Origin of the sequence: Mycolicibacter hiberniae (assembly GCF_010729485.1) — a bacterium.
GTDB classification, from domain to species: Bacteria; Actinomycetota; Actinomycetes; order Mycobacteriales; family Mycobacteriaceae; genus Mycobacterium; species Mycobacterium hiberniae.
Map to the genome: position 1 here is coordinate 1771093 of NZ_AP022609.1, position 19745 is coordinate 1790837.

At 69.5% G+C, this 19745-nt stretch carries 9 protein-coding genes; all 9 read right to left on the minus strand.

Annotation, left to right across the window (positions count from 1 at the left end; translation table 11 throughout):
- Positions 1–14 precede the first annotated feature (14 nt).
- The 9 genes from G6N14_RS08265 to mutA all read right to left on the minus strand — a co-directional run bounded on the left by G6N14_RS08265 (position 15) and on the right by mutA (position 19725).
- On the minus strand, positions 15–4781 hold the full coding sequence (locus tag G6N14_RS08265; RefSeq protein ID WP_085137931.1) for a type I polyketide synthase: 4767 nt from the start codon (positions 4779–4781) through the stop codon (positions 15–17).
- Positions 4782–4800: 19 nt separating this feature from the next.
- The gene (locus tag G6N14_RS08270) at positions 4801–5595 is read right to left on the minus strand and encodes a beta-ketoacyl reductase (RefSeq protein WP_163787098.1); all 795 of its coding nucleotides are present in this window, start codon (positions 5593–5595) and stop codon (positions 4801–4803) included.
- 69 nt (positions 5596–5664) lie between these two features.
- Positions 5665–10044, minus strand: coding sequence for a type I polyketide synthase (locus G6N14_RS08275; protein WP_163787100.1), 4380 nt, complete (start codon positions 10042–10044; stop codon positions 5665–5667).
- A gap of 40 nt (positions 10045–10084) precedes the next feature.
- Positions 10085–11842, minus strand: coding sequence for an AMP-binding protein (locus G6N14_RS08280; protein WP_085134654.1), 1758 nt, complete (start codon positions 11840–11842; stop codon positions 10085–10087).
- 548 nt (positions 11843–12390) lie between these two features.
- A complete protein-coding gene (locus G6N14_RS08285) occupies positions 12391–13107 on the minus strand; it encodes a thioesterase II family protein (protein ID WP_085134630.1) in 717 nt (238 codons plus the stop codon).
- 75 nt (positions 13108–13182) lie between these two features.
- Complete coding sequence (gene lipL / locus G6N14_RS08290; protein ID WP_085134629.1) at positions 13183–14448, minus strand: esterase/beta-lactamase LipL; 1266 nt, start codon at positions 14446–14448, stop codon at positions 13183–13185.
- Positions 14449–14524: 76 nt separating this feature from the next.
- Complete coding sequence (gene meaB, locus G6N14_RS08295) at positions 14525–15514, minus strand: methylmalonyl Co-A mutase-associated GTPase MeaB (RefSeq protein WP_085134628.1); 990 nt, start codon at positions 15512–15514, stop codon at positions 14525–14527.
- Complete coding sequence (gene scpA / locus G6N14_RS08300) at positions 15515–17815, minus strand: methylmalonyl-CoA mutase (RefSeq protein ID WP_085134627.1); 2301 nt, start codon at positions 17813–17815, stop codon at positions 15515–15517.
- A gap of 5 nt (positions 17816–17820) precedes the next feature.
- Entirely contained in the window at positions 17821–19725 is a 1905-nt protein-coding gene (mutA, locus tag G6N14_RS08305; protein WP_085134626.1) for a methylmalonyl-CoA mutase small subunit, read from the minus strand.
- Between the last annotated feature and the right edge of the window lie 20 nt (positions 19726–19745).

The window sequence follows — 19745 nt, forward strand, 5'->3', positions numbered from 1 at the left end:
AGCACTCTTCTCGCTCAACTCAACCTCTCCGACAGCTGCGCGAGCAGCTCGTCATCACTCATGTCGTCGTAGGCGTCGGCGCTGTCGTGTTCGGCGGCCTCCACCAGCTCAGGCAGGATCGTCGCCAGGTACTGGGTCAACGCGTCAACGGTCGGATAGTCGAAAACCACCGCTGCCGGCAGGGTTTCGCCCAGGCTGTCCGACAGGGCCCGCTGCAGGGTGACGCTCATCAGCGAATCCATCCCGGCCTGGAAGAAACCGACAGTCGGGTCCAGCGCGTGGCGCGATGCCAGTCCCATGGCGGCGACGACGTGGTCGGTGACATGGTCGCGGAGCAGCTCCGCGCGCCGTTCGGGCTCGGCCTCGGCCAGGGTGCGGCGGAACTCGGTGACCGACGCCGCGGGTCCATCCGCCGAGGCCGCGACGGCCAGCAGTTCGTCGGCGATGCGCAGCGCCGCCCGGGTGCGGTATGCGGCGATCAGCCGCGGCCAGTCGGCCGCGACCACGGTGTGCCGTGCGGCATTGTGCGCACCGATCACCAGGGGCAGGGCGGTGATGGCGACTTCGTCGGCCATCGGCTCCAGGCCCGAGTCAACGGTCACCTGCCGCTCGGCGTCGGATTGGGTGTCGGTCAGCGACTTCCACAGCCCCCAGTTGATCGCCGTGGCCGGCAGGCCGGCCGCACGCCGGGCGTAGGCGAAGGTGTCCAGGAAGGTTGTGGTTGCCGTGTAGTGCGCAAGCCAGCGCGACCCGGTGATGCCCGAGATCGAGGAGAACAGCACGAAATAGCGGACCGGGTGCCGCAGGGACAGTTTGTGCAGTACCGCCACCACATCCAGTTTCGGGCGGAACATGGTGACGACGTCGTCATCGGTCATGTCGCGCAACGTCACCGGACCGCCGGCGAACGCCGCCACGTGGATGCCTTCCAGCGGTGGCAGGTCGGCGCCGAACCGCTCGAACAGTGCGCTCATCGCGGACTCGTCGGCAGCGTCGGCGGCCACCGTCACCAAGGTGGTGCCGGCCGGGGCCAACTCGGCGGTCAGTGCGTCCAGCCGCGAGCCGGGCTGCCGGGACACCGCGACGATGGTCTTGGCGCCGCTGGCCGACAGCTGGCGCACCAGCTGCGGCCCGATGTTTCCGGTGGCGCCGATGACGACGTGGCAGCTGCCGGGGTCGAAGGCGACCGGCGCCGCACCGCTGGGACGACCGCCGAGCAGACGCGGCACCCTGCGGATACCGGCCCGGTAGACGATCTGGTCCTCGTCGTCGGCCGCGCCCGCCTCGGCGAGCAGGTACCCGGCGACCAGGGCCGGGGGCACCGACTCGTCGACGTCGAGCACCCGGCCCCAGATCTCCGGGTGCTCCAGGGCCAGGCTGCGACCCAGCCCCCAGAGCACCGCATGCGCCGGGTTGGCCCGGTCGCCCTCCCCCACGGGCTGGGCGTTGCGCGTCAGCAGGAACAGCTTCGCCGGGCCCAGGGCCGAACCGGCCATCGCGGTGGCCAGCCGTCGCGCCGCGTTGAACGCCTCGTAGGCCGGTGCGGCACTCAGGGCGCTCGCGGTGGCCGGCGGCGCGTACAGCACGTGGGTGGCGGTTCCCAGTGCGGCGGCCAGCGTCGCGGGGTCCGCGCCTGCCTCCAGCACCGATGCCTCGAGGACCCGCACACCGCCGGCGCGGGCGAGTTCGGCGCCGAGGTCCGGGTCGCCGATCACCAGCCACGACTGCTCGGCGGGCGCCCCGCCGTCCGGGGCCTCGGTGGCCGGCCAGGTCAGCTCGCACCACCAGTCTTCGGGCAACGAGCCGGGGCTGCCCGCCGCCCGCTGACCGGCCTCGGCGGCCGGGGCGGCGCGCCGAGTCAGCTCGATCCAGTAACTGCTGTGCCGCCACGGGGTGGGCGGCAGCACCGGGTGCGGCTCCGGCGGGTGCGGCGTCTGCGGCGGCTGGGTGGTGTGTGTCCGGTTGAGGTTGGTGTGGAAGCTGACGGCGTCGTCGCCGTCGCGGACCAAGGTTCCGACGCTGTGGTGATGCCCGCCGAGGGCCGCCACGGTGTCGGCGATCGCGTGTGTCAGGATCGGATGGGCGCTGACCTCGACGAACGTCGTGTAGTCGGCTGCCGCGGCCGCGACTGCCTGAGTCAGCATCGCCGGCTTGCGGACATTGTCCACCCAGTAGTCGGCGTCCAGGATCGGCATGCCACCGGCCGGCATGGCGGCTTCGGTCACGGTCGAATAGAACGGGATGGTGGCGACTTCGGGCGTCAGGTGCTCCAGTGCCGCGCGCAGCTCCGGCAGGATCGGGTCCATCAACGCGGTGTGCGAGGCCACCTCCATGTTGACCCGCCGGGCGAACTTGTTCTGGCCGCTCACCGCGGCGATGACGGCATCTACCGGCGACACCGGCCCGGCCACGACGGTCTGCTTCGGTGACAGGTATCCCGCCACGCTGACATCCGGGTAGCCGGCCAGCAGCTCCTCGGTGGTCGCAGCGTCCAGGTTCAACGAGGCCACCGCGCCCTGCCCGGCCTGCCGCGACATCAGCGTCGAACGGGCGGCGATGACCCGGAATCCGTCGGCCGGGCTCAACGCACCGGCCACCACCGCGGCCGTGACTTCGCCCATGGAGTGACCGATGACGGCGTCGGGGTGCACGCCGTAGGAGCGCCACAGCTCGGTCAGCGCCAATTGCAGCGCCATCAGGACGGGCTGCACCTGCGCGTCTCCGCTGACCGGTTCGCCGCCGGAGATCACCTCCCACAGCGAGAACCCGACGTGTTCGACGAACGCCGGTTCCAGCACGGCCAGCGCCCGGGCGAACGCCGGCTCGTCGGTGAGCAGTTGCCGGCCCATGCCGGCCCAATGGGAGCCCTGGCCGGAGTAGACGAACACCGTACCGGGGCCGCACGGGCCGTCGTGCGGACCGACGACGCCGCACCCCGGCTCGTCGAGCGAGCTGCCGTCGGCCAGTGCCCGCAACCCGCGGATCGCCGCATCGCGGTCGCGGGCGCATACCGTGCCGAACAACGGTTGCCGGGCGCGGTGATGGTTGAGCGTGTGCGCGACGTCGGCAAGTGCCACCCCGGAGCCGTCGCCGGCCAGCCAGTCGGCCAGCTCGCGTGCGGTCGCCGAGATCCGTTCGGGGGTGCGCCCGGAGACCACCAGGGTGGTGACCGCCGGGTCTGCTTCGCGCGCGGCGACCCGAGCGGTCGGAGCCTGCTCGATGACCACGTGGGCGTTGGTGCCACCGAACCCGAAGGATGAGATCCCGGCCCGCCGCGGGTGATCCGATGACGGCCAGTCCTGCTGTTCGGCAACGACCTTCAAGCGCATCTGGTCGAAGGTGATGTGCGGGTTCGGCGTGTTGAAGTGCAGGTTCTTCGGAATCGTCCCGCGCTGCACCGCCAGCACCGCCTTGATGAAGCCCACCATGCCCGCAGCGGCCTCGAGGTGGCCCATGTTCGACTTCGCCGCCCCGATCAGCAGCGGGGACCCCGGGGAGCGACCCCGTCCCAACACGGTTCCCAGCGCCTTCGCCTCGATCGGATCACCCAGCAGGGTTCCGGTTCCATGGGTTTCGACGTAGTCGACCTCCTGCGGCGCGATCCCGGCGTCGGCATAGGCCGACCGCAACACCGCCATCTGGGCAGCCGGGTTCGGCGCGAGCAGACCGTTGGAGTGTCCGTCCTGGTTGACAGCCGAACCCCGCACCACGGCCAGCACCCGGTCGCCGTCGCGGCGGGCATCGGACAAGCGCTTGAGCACCACCACGCCGCAGCCCTCGCCGCGCACGAATCCGTCGGCGTCGGCGTCGAACGCGTGGCACGCCCCCGTGGTCGAGAGCGCCCCGCTCTGGTCGAAGCCCCGGAACACCGCCGGGGACATGAGCAGGTTCACCCCGCCGGCGATCGCGGTCTCGCTTTCCCCGCTACGCAGACTCCGGCACGCCAGGTGCAGTGCGACCAGCGAGGACGAGCACGCGGTGTCCACCGTCACCGACGGACCACGCAGATCCAGGAAGTAGGACAGCCGGTTGGCGATGATGCTCAGCGCCCCGCCGGCGTTGCTCCAGGCGTCCACGCCGGTCAGGTCGGCCGACGCGTGGCAGCCGTACTCGGTGATGCTGGCGCCGACGTACACGCCGGTCTGGCTTCGGCGCAACGAGGTCGCCGGAATGCCGGCGTGCTCCAGGGCTTCCCACGCGACTTCGAGCAGAAGTCGCTGCTGCGGGTCCATCTTGACCGCTTCGCGGCTGGAGATCTCGAAGAAGTCGGCGTCGAACGCGGCGATGTCGCGCAGAAACGATCCCCAGCGGGTGGTGCGGGCGATCGCGTTGCCGGTCTCCGGCGAGCCGTCGTCGAAGGGCTCCCAGCGATCGGCGGGCACTTCGGTCACCGCATTGCCGCCGTCGATGAGGAACTGCCAGAAGGCGTCCGGTGAGTTGATGTCGCCGGGGAACCGGCAACCCAGGCCGATCACGGCAATGGGCTCGTCGGTGCCGACGCGGCCGGGTTCGGGGGTCCACTCTTCGTCTGCGGCTTCGGGCTCCAGCAGGAACCTGGCCAGTTCCGCCACCGACGGGTGCTGCCACAGTTCCACCGGCGACACTTTGCGGCCGAGAACTTCGGACAGTTCGCCGCAGAGCACCACCGCATCACGGGAACCGACGCCCAGGTCGTTGAGCGACGCGTCGAAATCGATGTCCTCGAGGCTGCAGCCGATGTTGGTGACCAGGTAGTCGGCCAGCCAGTGGCGCAGGCCCTCTTCGTCAAACGCTGCGGTCATGCGGAGAACTCGATTCCCACTAGATCCCGTCCCATCCGGCCGGAGCCGACTCCACGCTGTCGAACAGCTCATCCAACACACTGTCGGCAGAGTCTGGCAGGTCGTCGTCGGCGGGGGCCACGCCACCGCCGGAATCCTCCTGCGGAACCAGCTTGCCGGCCAGGTGCGCTGCCAGCGCCGCGGTTGTCGGGTGGTTCCACAACATGGTCGCCGACAGCTCCAACCCCACCAGCGCTTCGATGTCGCGCCGCACCGACATGGCCATCACGGAGTTCAGACCGAGTTCGGCGAACGGCCGGTCGAGCTGCAGTTCAGCCTCCGACATGCGAAGTTCCCGTGCCAGGATGGCGCGCAGCTCGACCTCCAGCTCGCTGACGACTTCGTCGGCGGACAGCTGGGCCCAGTCACGGACCGGTCCGCCGGCAGGATCGGACGCGCCCGACTGTCCCACCGAGGGCAGCGGCACCATCACGACCTGGGCGAGGTCGTAGTGCTCGGCGTGATCCCAGGCGGCGAACGCCTCCGCGGGAGTGATGGGCCGCGAGCCCATCCGCTCGAGTTCGTGCAGCACCACATGGGCCTCGGCACCGAAGCCCAAGCCCTTCCAGGCCACCCAGTCCAGGCTGACGCTGTGGCAGCCGCGCTGGTGGCGGGCACGGGCGAGCCCGTCCAGATAGGCGTTGGCACTGGCGTAGGCGCCCTGGCCGGGCACCCCGAAGACGGCGCCCGCGGCCGCGGTCATGTAGAAGAAGTCCAGGCTCTTGGGCGGGAAGAGCTCGTGCAGCACCTGGGCACCGGCGACCTTGGGCCACATGGTGTCCTGGCCTCGACCTCGGCGGAGCAGCCGCGGCCGGCTCGGCCCGGCCTGGTGCCGCGGTCCGGGTCAGCGGCCGAGCCGGGAGCCGAGTCGACCGCCCACCTCGGTGACGCCTCCACGGTGACGCCGGCGGTGCCGGATCGCGAGTGGCGGCCGGCCCCAGTCCGGCGGGCGGGCAGGGCTGCGGCGGCGCAGGCGCCGGGCGCCGCGGTCGGCCAACCACCCGGCCATCAACAGGCCGAGTGCGCCCATTCCGCCGGTGATCAGATAGGTGCCGTCGGGCTGGCACACCGTGGGTTCGCGCTGCGCCGGGCCGGAGATCGGGGTGAACGCCGTGCTGCGGATCTGGCCGTCGCGCAGCACCAGGATGGACTTGGCCGGCGTGCGCAGAATGCCCGACAGCACCGCGGCGTCGCCGGCGGAGACGTCTGCGGCGGCCAGGTCCACCAGCCCGCCGCACAGTTGCGGTTGCTCCGCCCGGATCACCCCGGCCATACCCCACAGGCAGCTTTGCCGCACGGCCGCATGCGAGGCCGCCTCGTAGACGCCGCGGGTGACGATCCACAGAGCGGGCGGGCGGGTGTCGCGCTGCGCCAGGGCCGCCACCAGTTCGGCGACCTCGCCGGCCAGCCGCGAGGCGCAGTCCAGATCGGATTCGCCGGCAGGGCCCGGGTCCGCGACGTAGACGACGGCCTGGGCCTCGGCGAGCCCGGCTGCCTGGTGCCCGGCCGCGGTCAGTGCGTCACGCAGGCCGGTGGCGGCGGCGCTGTCGCCGATCACCGTCAGGGTGCCCGGTTCAGCCGGGTTCTCCGGTGCGGCATCCCAGGGCTGCCAGTCGATTGCGTGGGCGATCGAACTCGGGTCGTCGGCTGGCCGCGCCGCACTGAGCGCGGTGTAGCGCAGCCCGCGCACGTCGATGCATCCCGTGCCGTCGCCGGTGGTGAGGGCGATGTCGACGACAAGCTCACCGGTGCCGCTGTCACGGCGATGCACGGTGACTCCGGCCCGGCCGTCGGCGGGCGCTGTGCGGAAACGGATGGCGTCGACCGTGGCGGGCACCATCAGTTCGGGATCGGCGTCGTCGACCATGCGGGCGACGTGCAGTGCGGCGTCGAGCATCGCGACCGTGGGGGTCTGCTCGGCCGTGAGGTCGGCCCGCAGTTGCCCGGAGGTGGATCGACCGGACGTCACCGTCCACTGGAACGGCCGGCCTTCGCTGCCCCAGGTGAGCCAGAACGCACTCACCGCGGCGTCGTCGAATTCCGTTCCGCTGTGACCATTGCTGAGGGCGGAATCGGCCGGGGACCAGTCTGATTCGTCGCCTGCGGTGATCCGTGCACTGAGGTGCCTGACCCAGCGTGCCTGTGGGTCGTCGCTCACCGCTCTCGACGACACCGTCACGGTTTCGGCGTCGGCGACCACCTGGACGGTCCGTGGCCGGTCGAGCACGATCGGGTGTTCGAAGCGAATGTCGCTGACCGCCGATTGCCCGCTGACGTGCAACGCGGCATCCGAAACCGTCTGCAGCAGGACCGATGCCGGCACCAGCTCGACCCCGTTGTTGCGATGGCTGCCGGGGTAGGGCTTGTTCTCCGGCGACAGCCGGGCTTGCCACAGGTGCACCGCCGGCGTGCTGCCGATCGCGATGTGGGTGCCGAGCAGCACACCGGGCGCTGGCGCAGATTCGGCTGCGGTGACGGCGTTTTCGAGGTCCAGCCAGTGCCGGGTGTGCCGCCACGGCGTGGCCGGCAGCGCCGGGTAGGGCCCGGCCGGGTGCGGCAGGTCCCGTGGGCTGACCGGGTGTGCGCTGTTGAGGTGCTGATGGAAGACGACGGTGTCGTCGCCGTCGCGCACCAGAGTCGCGATGCTGCAGTGCGGCACCGCGTCCAGGATCTCGTCGATGGTGTGGGTCAGCAGGGGGTGCGGGCTGATCTCGATGAACGTGCCGTACTTGTCCCCCGCGGCGGCGACGGCCTGGTTGACCAGTGCGGGTTTGCGCACGTTGGCCGCCCAGTAGTCCGCATCGAGCACCGGTGTGGGACCGGCCGGGTCGACGACGGTGGAATAGAAGGGAATCTGCGGGACCTGCGGCCGCAACCCGGCCAATTCGGCCCGCAACTCCGCGAGAATCGGGTCCATGAACGCGGTATGCGAGGCCACCTCCATATTGACCCGCCGCGCAAACCGCTCGGCACCGGCCACCGCAGCGATCACCGCATCCACCTGCGCAGGAGCACCGGCCACCACCGTCTGCCGCGGCGACAGATACCCCGCCACCTCCACACCGGGATAACCGGCCAACACCTCCTGGGCGGCTGCGGCATCCAACTCCAGCAACGCCACCGCACCCTGACCGGCCTGCCGCGACATCAACGACGACCGCACCCCGATCACCTGCAAACCCTGCTCGGGCGTCAGCGCCCCGGCCACCACCGCCGCCGACACCTCCCCCATGGAATGCCCGATCACCGCATCCGGAACCACCCCATAGGCACGCCACAACGCCGCCAACGCCAACTGCAGCCCCATGATCACCGGCTGCACCTGAGCATCACCGGAAATCTCCCGGCCCTGCTCAAGCACCTCACACAGCGAAAAACCCACCTGCCGGACAAAAACCGGCTCCAACTCCGCCACCGCGGCAGCAAACGCCGGCTCCTCGGCCAACAACCGACGACCCATCCCCACCCAATGCGAACCCTGACCCGAAAACACAAACACGGTTCCCGGTCCCGGCAGTACCGCCGCGGGTTCCACCACGCCCGGCGCGGACTCGCCTGCTGCCAGCGCGTTGAGCCCCGCGATGGCCTGCTCGGTGTCCCGGGCGGCAACGGTGGCGAATTTCTGGTGGCGGGTCCGATGGTGGTTGAGCGCGTGTGCGACGTCGGCCAGGGTGGCGTCGGCGCCGTCGGTGGCCAACCACTGCGCCAGCACCCCCGCGGTCGCCGCGATCCGCGCCGGCGACTTACCCGAGACCACCAACGTCGTCACCGGCCCCGAAGCCACCGACTCCCCACCAACACACCCCGACCCCGGCGGAGCCTGCTCCACAATCACATGCGCATTAGTGCCCGACACCCCAAACGACGACACCCCCGCCCGACGCGGACGCGACACCGCAGGCCACGCCATCGCCTGCCCAGCAACCTCAAACTTCGACGCCCCCACACCCGCATTCGGCGTCAACTCCGAAAAATTCAGATGCCGCGGGATAAAACCCCGCTGCACCGACAACACCGTCTTAATGAACCCCGCCACACCCGAAGCCGACTCCAGATGCCCCACATTGGTCTTCACCGACCCCAACACCAACGGCGCCGACGAACCCCGCTCACCAAACACCGCCGCCAACGCATCCAACTCAATCGGATCACCCAACGCGGTACCGGTCCCATGCGCCTCGACATAGTCGATATCACCGGGCTCCAACCGCGCCGCCGCCAACGCAGCCCGCACCACCTTCTGCTGCGCCGGACCCGACGGCACCGTCTGACCACTCGACGGCCCATCCTGATTCACCGCCGAACCCCGCACCACCGCCAGAACCCGATCACCATCACGCTGCGCATCCGACAACCGCTTGAGCACCACCACCCCAGCACCCTCAGACCGCACATACCCATCGGCAGCAGCATCAAAAGTCTTGCACCGCCCATCCGGCGCCAACATCCCCCACCGCGACGTCGCAATACTGTTCTGCGGAGCCAAAATCAAATTCACCCCGGCAGCCAACGCCTGATCCGACTCCCGACGCCGCAAACTCGCACACGCCAAATGAATCGTCACCAACGACGACGAACACGCCGTATCCACCATCAACGCCGGACCATGCACACCCAAGAAATACGACAACCGACCCGCCGCAAAATTCGGCGCATTACCGAACGAAAAATACGGATCAGCATCACGCGGCCCCAACCGCTCCGCAGCCAACACCGCATAATCACTGGTCGTCACACCCACAAACACACCAGTGGACGTACCGCGAATAGCCTCCCGGGTAATCCCGGCATGCTCCAACGCCTCCCAGGTCACCTCCATCAACAACCGCTGCTGCGGATCCATCGCATCAGCCTCACGCGGCGAAATACCAAAAAACTCCGCGTCAAACTCCGACGGATGCCACCCCGACAAAAACCCGCCCTCACGAGAACAAATCGTCCCCGGCACCGAATGATCCGACGAAAACAACGCATCGGCATCCCAGCGATCCGCCGGAACCCCAACAATCCCCGAACCCTCATCACACAACAACTGCCACAACGCCGCCGGACCATCCACCCCACCCGGCAGACGACACCCCAAACCCACCACCGCGATCGGCTCGCTGTCCCCCGCCTCGGCAACAGCCAACCGCGCCGTCAGATCATCAATCTTGCGCAGCGCCTCAGCAACAATCGCCCGACGATCCGGACCCCCCACCGACGCAGCACTCTTCTCGCTCAACTCAACCTCCCCGTGAGCCACGCGAGCAGCTCGTCATCTGTCATACAGACCGAGCAGTCGCATCCAGTCGCTCGAACCCATCCCGCTGATAGATCTCCACACAGCTGGAGCGACGAATCTTTCCGCTGGTGGTGATCGGGATGGCGCCCGGCGGAACCAGGACCAGGTCCCCGCTCACCAAGCCGTGCGCCTTGGACAGCGCGGCGGTGACCTTACGTCGAACCTCGGTCAGCCGATCCAGGATTTCCTCCTCGGATCCCCCCTTGTTCTTCAACTCGGCGATCGTGACGAGCTGCTCAGACTCGCTGTTCGGGATCGAGATGGCCGCGACGCGCCCCCCGGTGATCTCCTGGACGGTGGCCTCGATGTCGTCCGGATAGTGGTTGCGCCCATCCACGATCAGCAGGTCCTTGATTCGCCCGACGATGTACAGTTCGCCGCCGGAGATGACGCCGAGGTCACCGGTCATCAGCCAGGGTCCCTGCGGCGTCCCGGGCGACGGGTTGACCAGCTTGCCGCCGAAGGTCGCCTCGGTGGCTTGCTGGTTGTGCCAATAGCCGGCCGCGACGTTGGGGCCGTGCGCCCAGATCTCGCCTACCTTCCCCTCGGGGTTCTCGGTCTGGGTTTCCGGGTCCACGATACGCACGGTGCACGCGCGTGGCACCCCGCAGCTGACCAGTTCGACCCCGCCTTCGGCCCCACCCGGCTCGGCCGTGCCGGCCGCCAGCTTGGTGTAGTCGAAGCGCGCGGTCGGCGGCGGGTTGCCGGGAGCGTTGGAGGTGAGGTAGACGCTGGCCTCGGCCAGCCCGTATCCGGGCCGCAGCGCCGCCGGGTTCAGGTCGAACTTGGCGAACCGGTCGACGAACCGGCGCAGCGTCGCGGCGTGAATCCGCTCGGCTCCGAAGCAGAAGGTGTGCACGTTGCCCAGGGTGAGCCCGGCCATGTCCTCGTCCGAGGTCCGCCGCACGGCCAGCTCATAGGCGAAGTTCGGCCCGCCGGTGAAACCGACCGGGGCCTTGGCCAGCTCTTGCATCCACCGGGAGGGCTTGGCCAAAAACGCCATGGGGCTCATGTGCACCGTGTGCACCTGCAGCACCATCGGGTAGATGACGGTGCCGAGCAGACCCAGGTCGTGGTAGAAGGGCATCCACGACACCACGTTGAGCTCCGGCGGTGCCATGCCGCCGGTCAGCTCGAAGGTGTCCGAAGCCATTTGCACCATGTTCGAGACGGCGTTGGTGTGCGTGACCATGACACCGGCCGGGGTACGAGTCGAGCCGGACGTGTACTGCAGGAACGCGACCTTGGTGTGCGCGGTCGCCGACGGCGCGAACGCCGGCTCGGAGTCCAGGTCCAGGGCGTCGATCTCGATGACCACCGGAGTCTTGCCGGCCAGGCCCTTGATGGAGCTGGCGATGTCGCCGACAGCCGCCGTCGTCGTCAGGATCGCCGTCGGCGAGCTGTCGCGCAGGGCCGCCGACACCCGCTCGTCGTGCACGCCGAACATCGGCACCGGCAACGGCACGGCGATCATGCCCGCCTCGAGCGCACCGTAGAATCCGACGACGTACTCCAGGCTCTGCGGGGCCAGGATCGCGACCCGGTCGCCCGGCGACGCGCAGGTCGCGAGTTCGGCAGCAACCACGCGCACCCGGTTGCGCAGCTGGGACCACGTCAGGGTCTCCCGGTAGCCGGCAGGGTCGACGTCGTAGTCGATGAAGGTGTAGGCCGCGGCGTCCGGCTTGTCCCGTTCCAGGTTCGCCAACAGGGTCGGGATGTGCGTCTCATATGCCGACATTGCGTTGTCTTCTCCTTGTGCTGTCAGGTCCGTGACCCCCACCTGCGGAGCGCTTCGCCCCGCAAAGGTGTCCGAGCTGACGGTTTCGCTGTGCACGGTCCCTGCACAACGGGGGTATGCAATTGGGTGAGCGACATTTAGGGATGCTTCCCCCGCGAGATCAGACGTTGCGAGCACCCCAAACGGAATTGCTCAGCTGAATACGTCAACCCCAGCGCAGGTCGGTTGCTGGCCGTGCCGAGCCAAGACGGGGGCGGGGACCTCCAGGCGCCGAGATCGCCCGGCAGCCATGGCCGGTGCGGAGGATTCGATCATCGACACGGGTACCCCTTCTGGATGTTGGAACCTTCGCAAGAACTCCTTGGACCCCGACATCCCAGGTGTTTCCCTCCCGCGGAGGCTATCACGGACGCACAGCTGACAGGCAATTTGTGGCTGCCGAGCAGCGCAGATACAGCAGTCCGCCATAGTAGCGGAGAACTCATTACCGCACCACCGATGTCGCCCGTGACGGCGGCGAATCCGGGACTGCGTGCCGGGCTGAAATGTCAGCGCTCAAGCAGTCGCGCGAGCTTGTCCTCGATGTCGCCGACCAGTTCGGGCAGGTGTTCGTTGAGGTAGAAGTGGTGACCGGGCGCGGTGAAAACTCGCGCACTGAACTCCCCGGTGGTGCGCTGCGCCCAGGGCCCCACTTTTTCGTCGGTCGCGACGTCGTCTTCGTCACCATGGAAGGCGAAAATGGGGCACGACACCTGCGCCTCCGGCGGGCAGTCGTAGTTCGCGATGGCTTTGAGGCCGCGCAGGGTGGGCAGAATCTTGGCCGCGAACTCCTCGTTCTCCAGGAACTCGGGGTTGACCCCCGTCATCGAGCTCATCGCATCCAGCAGGCCCCGGTCGGACTCGGGGATGTTGTCGTAGCCCGCCCGACCCGGAGCACCGGCGGCCGAGACGAACAGGGCGGCGATCCGGTGGCCGTCCGCCTCGAACCGGCGCGCGACCTCGAACGCCAGCAGCGCGCCCATGCTGTGTCCGAAGAAGACCACCGGCCCGTCGGAGGCCGTGGGCGGCGCGACGGTCTTGCAGACCTGGTCGGCGAGGTCTTCGATGCTGGTGAAAGCGCCGAGGTCATGCGTTCCGCCCTTGCCGGGGTACTGCACGCCGATCCGTTTGACGTCGGTGGTGAACGCCTTGGAGAACCCGACATAGTACTGCGGCGATCCGCCGGCGTGCGGGAAGATATAGAGCTTCGGCGTGCGGTCAGTCACGCGCCAACCCTACCGGCGGCCCGCCGTACCTCCGGGACTCCCCGGCCCTGGACCGGCCCACCCGGGGCGAGGGCGCTAGCCGGTTGCGGCGTCGCGCTGCGCGAACGGCTCCCCCAACTGCGGCACCGGGGTGTAGCCCTTCCGGCGTGCCTGGGCCGCGCCCCGGCGAATCAGCGCCGCGGTGGCCACGAAACCGCCGTGGTCGACGCCGATGAACGGGGTCAGCAGCCGGTTGTGCACGAAACCGATCGCCAGCCCGGACGCCGGGTCGGCCCAGCCCATCGAACCGCCCAGCCCGACGTGGCCGTAGCCGGGCAGCGCCGAACCGAACGGAACCGCGTGATAGCCCAGGTGGAACGCCAGCGGGATCACGACCGTGCGGTCCAGCTGCAAGGAGCGCCGGCCGCTCAGGCCGTCCACGATCCGCCGCGACAACAACTGGGTGCCGTCGATCTGGCCGCCGTTGGCCAGTGCGCCGTACAGGCGGGCCAAGCCGCGCGCGGTGGCCACCCCGTTGACGGCGGCGGCTTCGGTGTCCAGCAGCGGGATGTCGCCGCGCACCGCGTCCATCACGCCGGGGAAATAGATCGCGCCGAAACCCCCGTAGGGCAGCAGCGCGGCGGCCTTGGGCGCCAGCAGGTTCACCACCCGGTTCGATCGGCTGCGCTGGGGCATGATGATCTCCGCGGCCCGGGTCGGCGCGTCGACCGGCGGACGGCCCAGGTGCAATCCGTCGATTCCCAGCGGCCCGGCGAGCTCGGAGCGGAACAGCTCCCGCATGCTCATACCGGTGACGCCCCGGGCCAGCCCCGACAGCAGCCACCCATAGGTCAATGCGTGATAGGCGGGCTTTCCGCGTTCGGGCCCCGGGGCCGCCGCGGCCATCCGCGCCTCCATCGCCCGGTGGTCCAACAGGTCCGCCCTGCTGACACCGTTGAGGTGGGTCAGCCCGGCCCGGTGCCCCATCAGCTCGCGCACCGTGATCGCGGCCTTACCCCGGGCCGCGAACTCCGGCCAGTACCGGGCGACCGGCATGTCGTAGTCGATGAGGCCGCGGTCGACCAGCCGGTGGATCACCGTCGAGGCCGCGCCTTTGGTGGCCGAGAAGACCATCGCTCCGGTGTCGGCCGACCAGGGAACCCGTCCCGCCCGGTCCGCCCAACCGGTCCAGACGTCCACCACCGGCTTACCGTCCAGGTACACAGCCAAGGCGCCGCCGCCGAAGCGCCGGCCCGGGAACGCCGCCGCGAAGGCACGCACCGCCCAGGAGAAGTTCGGGTCGGCCGCGCCGCGTATGTTCGCCGGCAAACCTGCGGCAGAGCCCTGGAAAAACTGTGTCATAGCTGGCAATCTACTCCGCCGGAAGGCTGCCATAAGTCGAATTACCGCAACCGACAGATAGATTCGTCTGCGACGCCTAGTCCCAGACCGCCTCGAGGATGCGCTGGGCCGCCAGCGCGGGGGTCAGCTCCCCGCTGAGTACTTGTTGTTCCACTTCGGTCCGCACTGCGCGCACCGCGGGGGCGGACAGCGCGCGTTCGAGCACCGCGTCGCGCACCAGCTGGTGTGTCCACTCGACCTGCTGCGCCCGTCGCCGGGCATCGAACTCGCCGGCGTCGATCAGCGTCTGCCGGTGCCGCTCCACCGTCTCCCAGAATTCCGCCACCCCGGTGCCCTCGATTGCGCTCATGGTCAGCACCGGAGGTCGCCAGAGCGTCTCACGCGGGTAGATGAGCCGGATCGCTGCCGACAATTCCCGGGCGGCGGCCCGCGCCTCGGTGAGGTGGTGGCCGTCGGCCTTGTTGACCACCACGATGTCGGCAAGTTCCAGGACACCCTTTTTGATGCCCTGCAACTGGTCCCCGGTGCGGGCCAACGTCAAAAAGACGAAGGTGTCGACCATGTTGGCGACGGTGACCTCGGACTGGCCGACTCCGACGGTCTCGATCAGGATCACGTCGAAACCGGCGGCCTCCAACAGCACCACCGTCTCGCGGGTGGCCTTGGCGACCCCGCCCAGGGTTCCCGAGGTCGGTGACGGCCGGATGTAGGCGCGTTCGTGCGCCCCGAGCCGCTGCATGCGGGTTTTGTCCCCGAGGATCGACCCGCCGGTACGCGTCGACGACGGGTCGACGGCCAGCACCGCCACCCGGTGCCCCGCTTCGACGAGGTGCATTCCGAGCGCTTCGATGGTGGTGGACTTACCCACACCGGGAACACCGGTGATGCCCACTCGACGTGCCCCGCCGGCATCCGGCAGCAGAGCCAGCAGCAGTTCCTGCGCCTGCTGACGGTGGTCGGGCCGGGTCGACTCGACCAGGGTGATAGCCCGGGGAAGCACGGAGCGGTCCCCGGCACGCACCGCCGCCGCCAGCTCGGCGACGGTGTCGGACATGTTGTCGGCCATCTACGCGTGGTCTGCGGCCGGTCCTGCCGGGTCGGAGAGCTCATAGCCCCGCCGGGCCGCGAGCGTGTGCAGCAGGTCCACCGCGGCGTCGGCGATCACCGTGCCGGGCGGGAAGATCGCGGTCGCCCCGGCGGCATAGAGCTCGTCGAAGTCTCCGGGCGGGATGACCCCGCCGACCACGATCATGATGTCGGGCCGGCCCACCTGCGCCAGTGCGTCACGCAACGCCGGCACCAACGTCAGATGGCCGGCGGCCAGCGACGACACCCCGACCACGTGCACGTCGTTGTCGGCGGCCTGGCGTGCCACCTCGTCGGGGGTGGAGAACAGCGCGCCCACGTCGACGTCGAACCCGATGTCGGCGAACGCGGTGGCGATCACCTTCTGGCCACGGTCGTGCCCGTCCTGGCCCATCTTGGCCACCAGGATGCGGGGCCGGCGGCCGTCGGCCTCGGCGAACTTCTCGACCAGGGCGGTTGCGCTTGCGATGTTGCTGCCCTTCCCCACTTCGTCACGGTAGACGCCGGAAATCGTCCGGATCTCGGCCTGGTGGCGACCGTAGACCTTTTCCAGCGCGTCGGAGATCTCTCCGAGTGTCGCCTTGGCCCGGGCGGCGTCGATGGCCAGCGCCAGCAGGTTGTTGCCCAGGCCGTCTGGGTCTTCAGCCCCGGCCTGCCCCGAACTGGTGCCGGCCGCGCGGGTCAATTCGGCCAGCGCGGCCTGGCAGGCCGCCTCGTCGCGTTCGGCGCGCAGCTGCTCGAGCTTGGCCAGCTGTTCGGCGCGCACCCGGCTGTTCTCGACCTTGAGCACCTCGATCTCTTGGTCCTCGGCCACCTGGTACTTGTTGACCCCGATCAACGGCTGGCGCCCCGAGTCGATGCGGGCCTGGGTACGCGCCGCGGCCTCCTCGATACGCAGCTTCGGGATGCCGTCGCTGATGGCCTGCGCCATTCCGCCGTGCGCCTCGACCTCGGCGATGTGGGCCCGGGCCCGCTGGGCCAGCTGATGGGTCAGCCACTCCACGTAGTAGGACCCGCCCCACGGGTCGATCGGCCGGGTGGTGCCCGACTCCTGCTGCAGCAGCAGCTGGGTGTTGCGGGCAATCCGGGCGGAGAAGTCGGTGGGCAGCGCCAACGCCTCGTCGAGGGCGTTGGTGTGCAGCGACTGGGTGTGGCCCTGCGTGGCGGCCATCGCCTCGATGCAGGTTCGGGCGACGTTGTTGAAGACGTCCTGGGCCGTCAGCGACCATCCCGAGGTCTGGGAATGCGTCCGCAGCGACAACGATTTCGCGCTCTTGGGGTCAAAGCGGGCGACCAGCTCGCTCCACAGCAGCCGGCCCGCACGCAGCTTGGCGACCTCCATGAAGAAGTTCATCCCGATGCCCCAGAAGAACGACAGCCGGGGCGCGAACTTGTCGATGTCCAGGCCGGCGTCCAGACCGGCCTTGATGTAGTCCACGCCGTCGGCCAGCGTGTAGGCCAACTCCAGATCGGCCGTGGCGCCCGCTTCCTGGATGTGGTAGCCGGAGATCGAGATCGAGTTGAACTTCGGCATCTTGGCGCTGGTGTAGGCGAAGATGTCGGAGATGATCCGCATCGAGGGTTTCGGCGGGTAGATGTAGGTGTTGCGCACCATGAACTCTTTGAGGATGTCGTTCTGGATGGTGCCGGCCAGTTTCTCCGGCGGTACACCCTGCTCCTCGGCGGCAACCACGTACAGCGCCAGAATCGGCAGCACCGCACCGTTCATGGTCATCGAGACGCTCACCGCGCTCAGGTCGATCCCGTCGAACAGCTGCCGCATGTCCAGAATGGAATCGATTGCCACTCCGGCCATTCCGACGTCACCCTGGACCCGCGGGTGGTCCGAGTCGTAGCCCCGGTGGGTGGCCAGGTCGAAGGCCACCGACAGACCCTTCTGGCCGGCCGCGAGGTTGCGGCGGTAGAAGGCGTTGGAGTCCGCCGCGGTGGAGAATCCGGCGTACTGACGGATGGTCCAGGGCTGGTTGACGTACATCGTCGGGTAGGGCCCGCGCACGAACGGGGCGTCGCCGGGGAAGCTGTCCAGCGGGTAGCCCTGCGCAACCGCGGCGGCCCGGTCGGCGGCGGTGTACACCGGCTTGACCGCGATACCCTCCGGGGTGTCCCATTCCAGCTGTTCGGGAGCATAGCCGTGTGCGGCCGCGGCGCCCGCGACGTACTCGGCGACCGCTTCGGCGGTAACCGGGTCGGCGGTGCGCTCGCCGTGCAGGGCGACGTCGGCGAAGCTGCCCAGGGTGTTGTGCGAAGTGCTGGCGGTCATGGCGCTCAGGCCCCCAATCGGGTCAGTAGGTCCGACAACACCGCTACGGCATCGACCTTCATCGTCAGGTAGTCGTCCGGCCGGTTTTCCGGATCGCCCTGGTCTGCCACGGCCTTCGCCGGGCCGGCCAGGTAGACCCGGCCGATGCCGGCGGCTCGCGCCGCCCCGACCACCGCGGCGGCTTCGTCGCCGTAGCGGGCGTCGCTGCCGCACAGCACCGCCACATCCGGCGAGCCGGCCTGCGCCGCAGCCGCGGCCACCTGCTCGGCGCCGACCGTTCCGGGGTTGATCGCCGCGATGCCGCCGGACGCCAGCAGGTTGGTGGCGAAGGTGGTCCGGATGTTGTGTTCGGCCATGGGCCCCAGCGGCAGCAGCAGCACCTGCGGCCGGGCACCGGTGCGCGCCAGGTAGGCGTCGGAGCGGTCGCGCAGAGCCTCGAACTGCGCCGCGTAACGCCGCAGGGCCGCCGGGTCGGCGGTGGCTGCCGCGGCCGGCAACGGCGGCTCGTCGAGGTTGGGGTACTCGTTGACCCCGGTGATGGCGCTGCGCCGGTGGGCCACGTTCTCGGCCCGGGCGGCGGCGACTGCAGCGATCCGCTCGCCGAGGTGCTCGCGGGCGGCCTGGAATCCGCCGAGTGCCTCGATCTCCTGGAACTGCCGCCACGCCTGCTGCGCCAACTGCTCGGTGAGGTCTTCGACGAACCAGGATCCGCCGGCGGGGTCCAGCACCTGGCCCAGGTGCGACTCCTCCAGGAGCAGCAGTTGGGTGTTGCGCGCGATCCGCCGGGAGAACGTCGCCGAGGTGCCCGGCTGCCCGCCGGGGATCGCGGTGTCGAACGGCCAGACCAGCACGGTGTCCGCGCCGCCGACACCGGCGCCGAAGGCGGCCAAGGTGGTGCGCAGCATGTTCACCCAGGGGTCGCGCTGCGTCATCATCGCCAGTGAGGTCTCGGCATGAATCAGGGCGCCACCGGCTTCCGGTGCTCCGGCCACCTCCGCGACCCGCGCCCAAAGCTGGCGCGCCGCACGGATTTTGGCGATGGTGATGAACTGGTCATCGTCGGCGGCGATCCGGAAGCTGATCTGGCGGGCGGCGTCGGCCACCGTCAGGCCGGCTTCGGTGAGCAGACGCAGGTACGCGACCGCCGCGGCCAGTGCGCCCGCCAGCTCGTCTGCGGCACCGGCGCCCAGGTTGTGCAGGCCGGGACCGTTGACGGCGATGGCCCGCACGCCCTGGCGCTCGGCGCAACGCGTCGCCACCGCGACCACGTCGTCGGTCGACGGCGCCGGACGCTGCGTCAGCGGCGCGGTCAGCGGATCGGCACCCAGGTCCACCGACAGGTTGGCCCGATCGCCCGGTTCCAGCGCGTCGACCAGGGCCAGCATGGTCTCGGCCGCGGCGGTGTAATCGCCGGCGCCCGCTCCGTCGAGGAGCACCGGCACCAGGCCCAGGTAGACGTCGTCGAAGACCTGCCGCAGCTCCGCGGCCGGCACGCCCTCCTCGCCGACCCGCAGGACCAGGGCGCTGGCGCCCTCGGTCAGCGCCGTCAGGACTGCCGCGTTGGTGTCGGCGGCAGAACCCGAGCCATGGGGAAAGGCCTCGGCGACCTTCCATCCGGTGTTGACGTCGCGGGTGGGGTCGGCGCCGCGTACGAAGGGCCACTGGCCGGGCAGGGGCTGCTCGGGCAGCGCGTCGAACGAGGTGTAGAGCGGACGAATGGCGAATCCGCCGTCGCCCGCCAGCCCCTCGACAGGGGTGTCCAGCAGCCGTTCGGGCTCACCGCCGGTCTCCGCCTCGATGTCGGCGGCTTCGCGGCGCGTGCTCTTGGCCAGCACACCGGCAACAGCGGCACGCCAGCGGGCCCGGGCCTGCTCCATACCGGCGGGGTCGGCGGACACGTCGATTGACACCGGAAACTCCTGTGGTTACT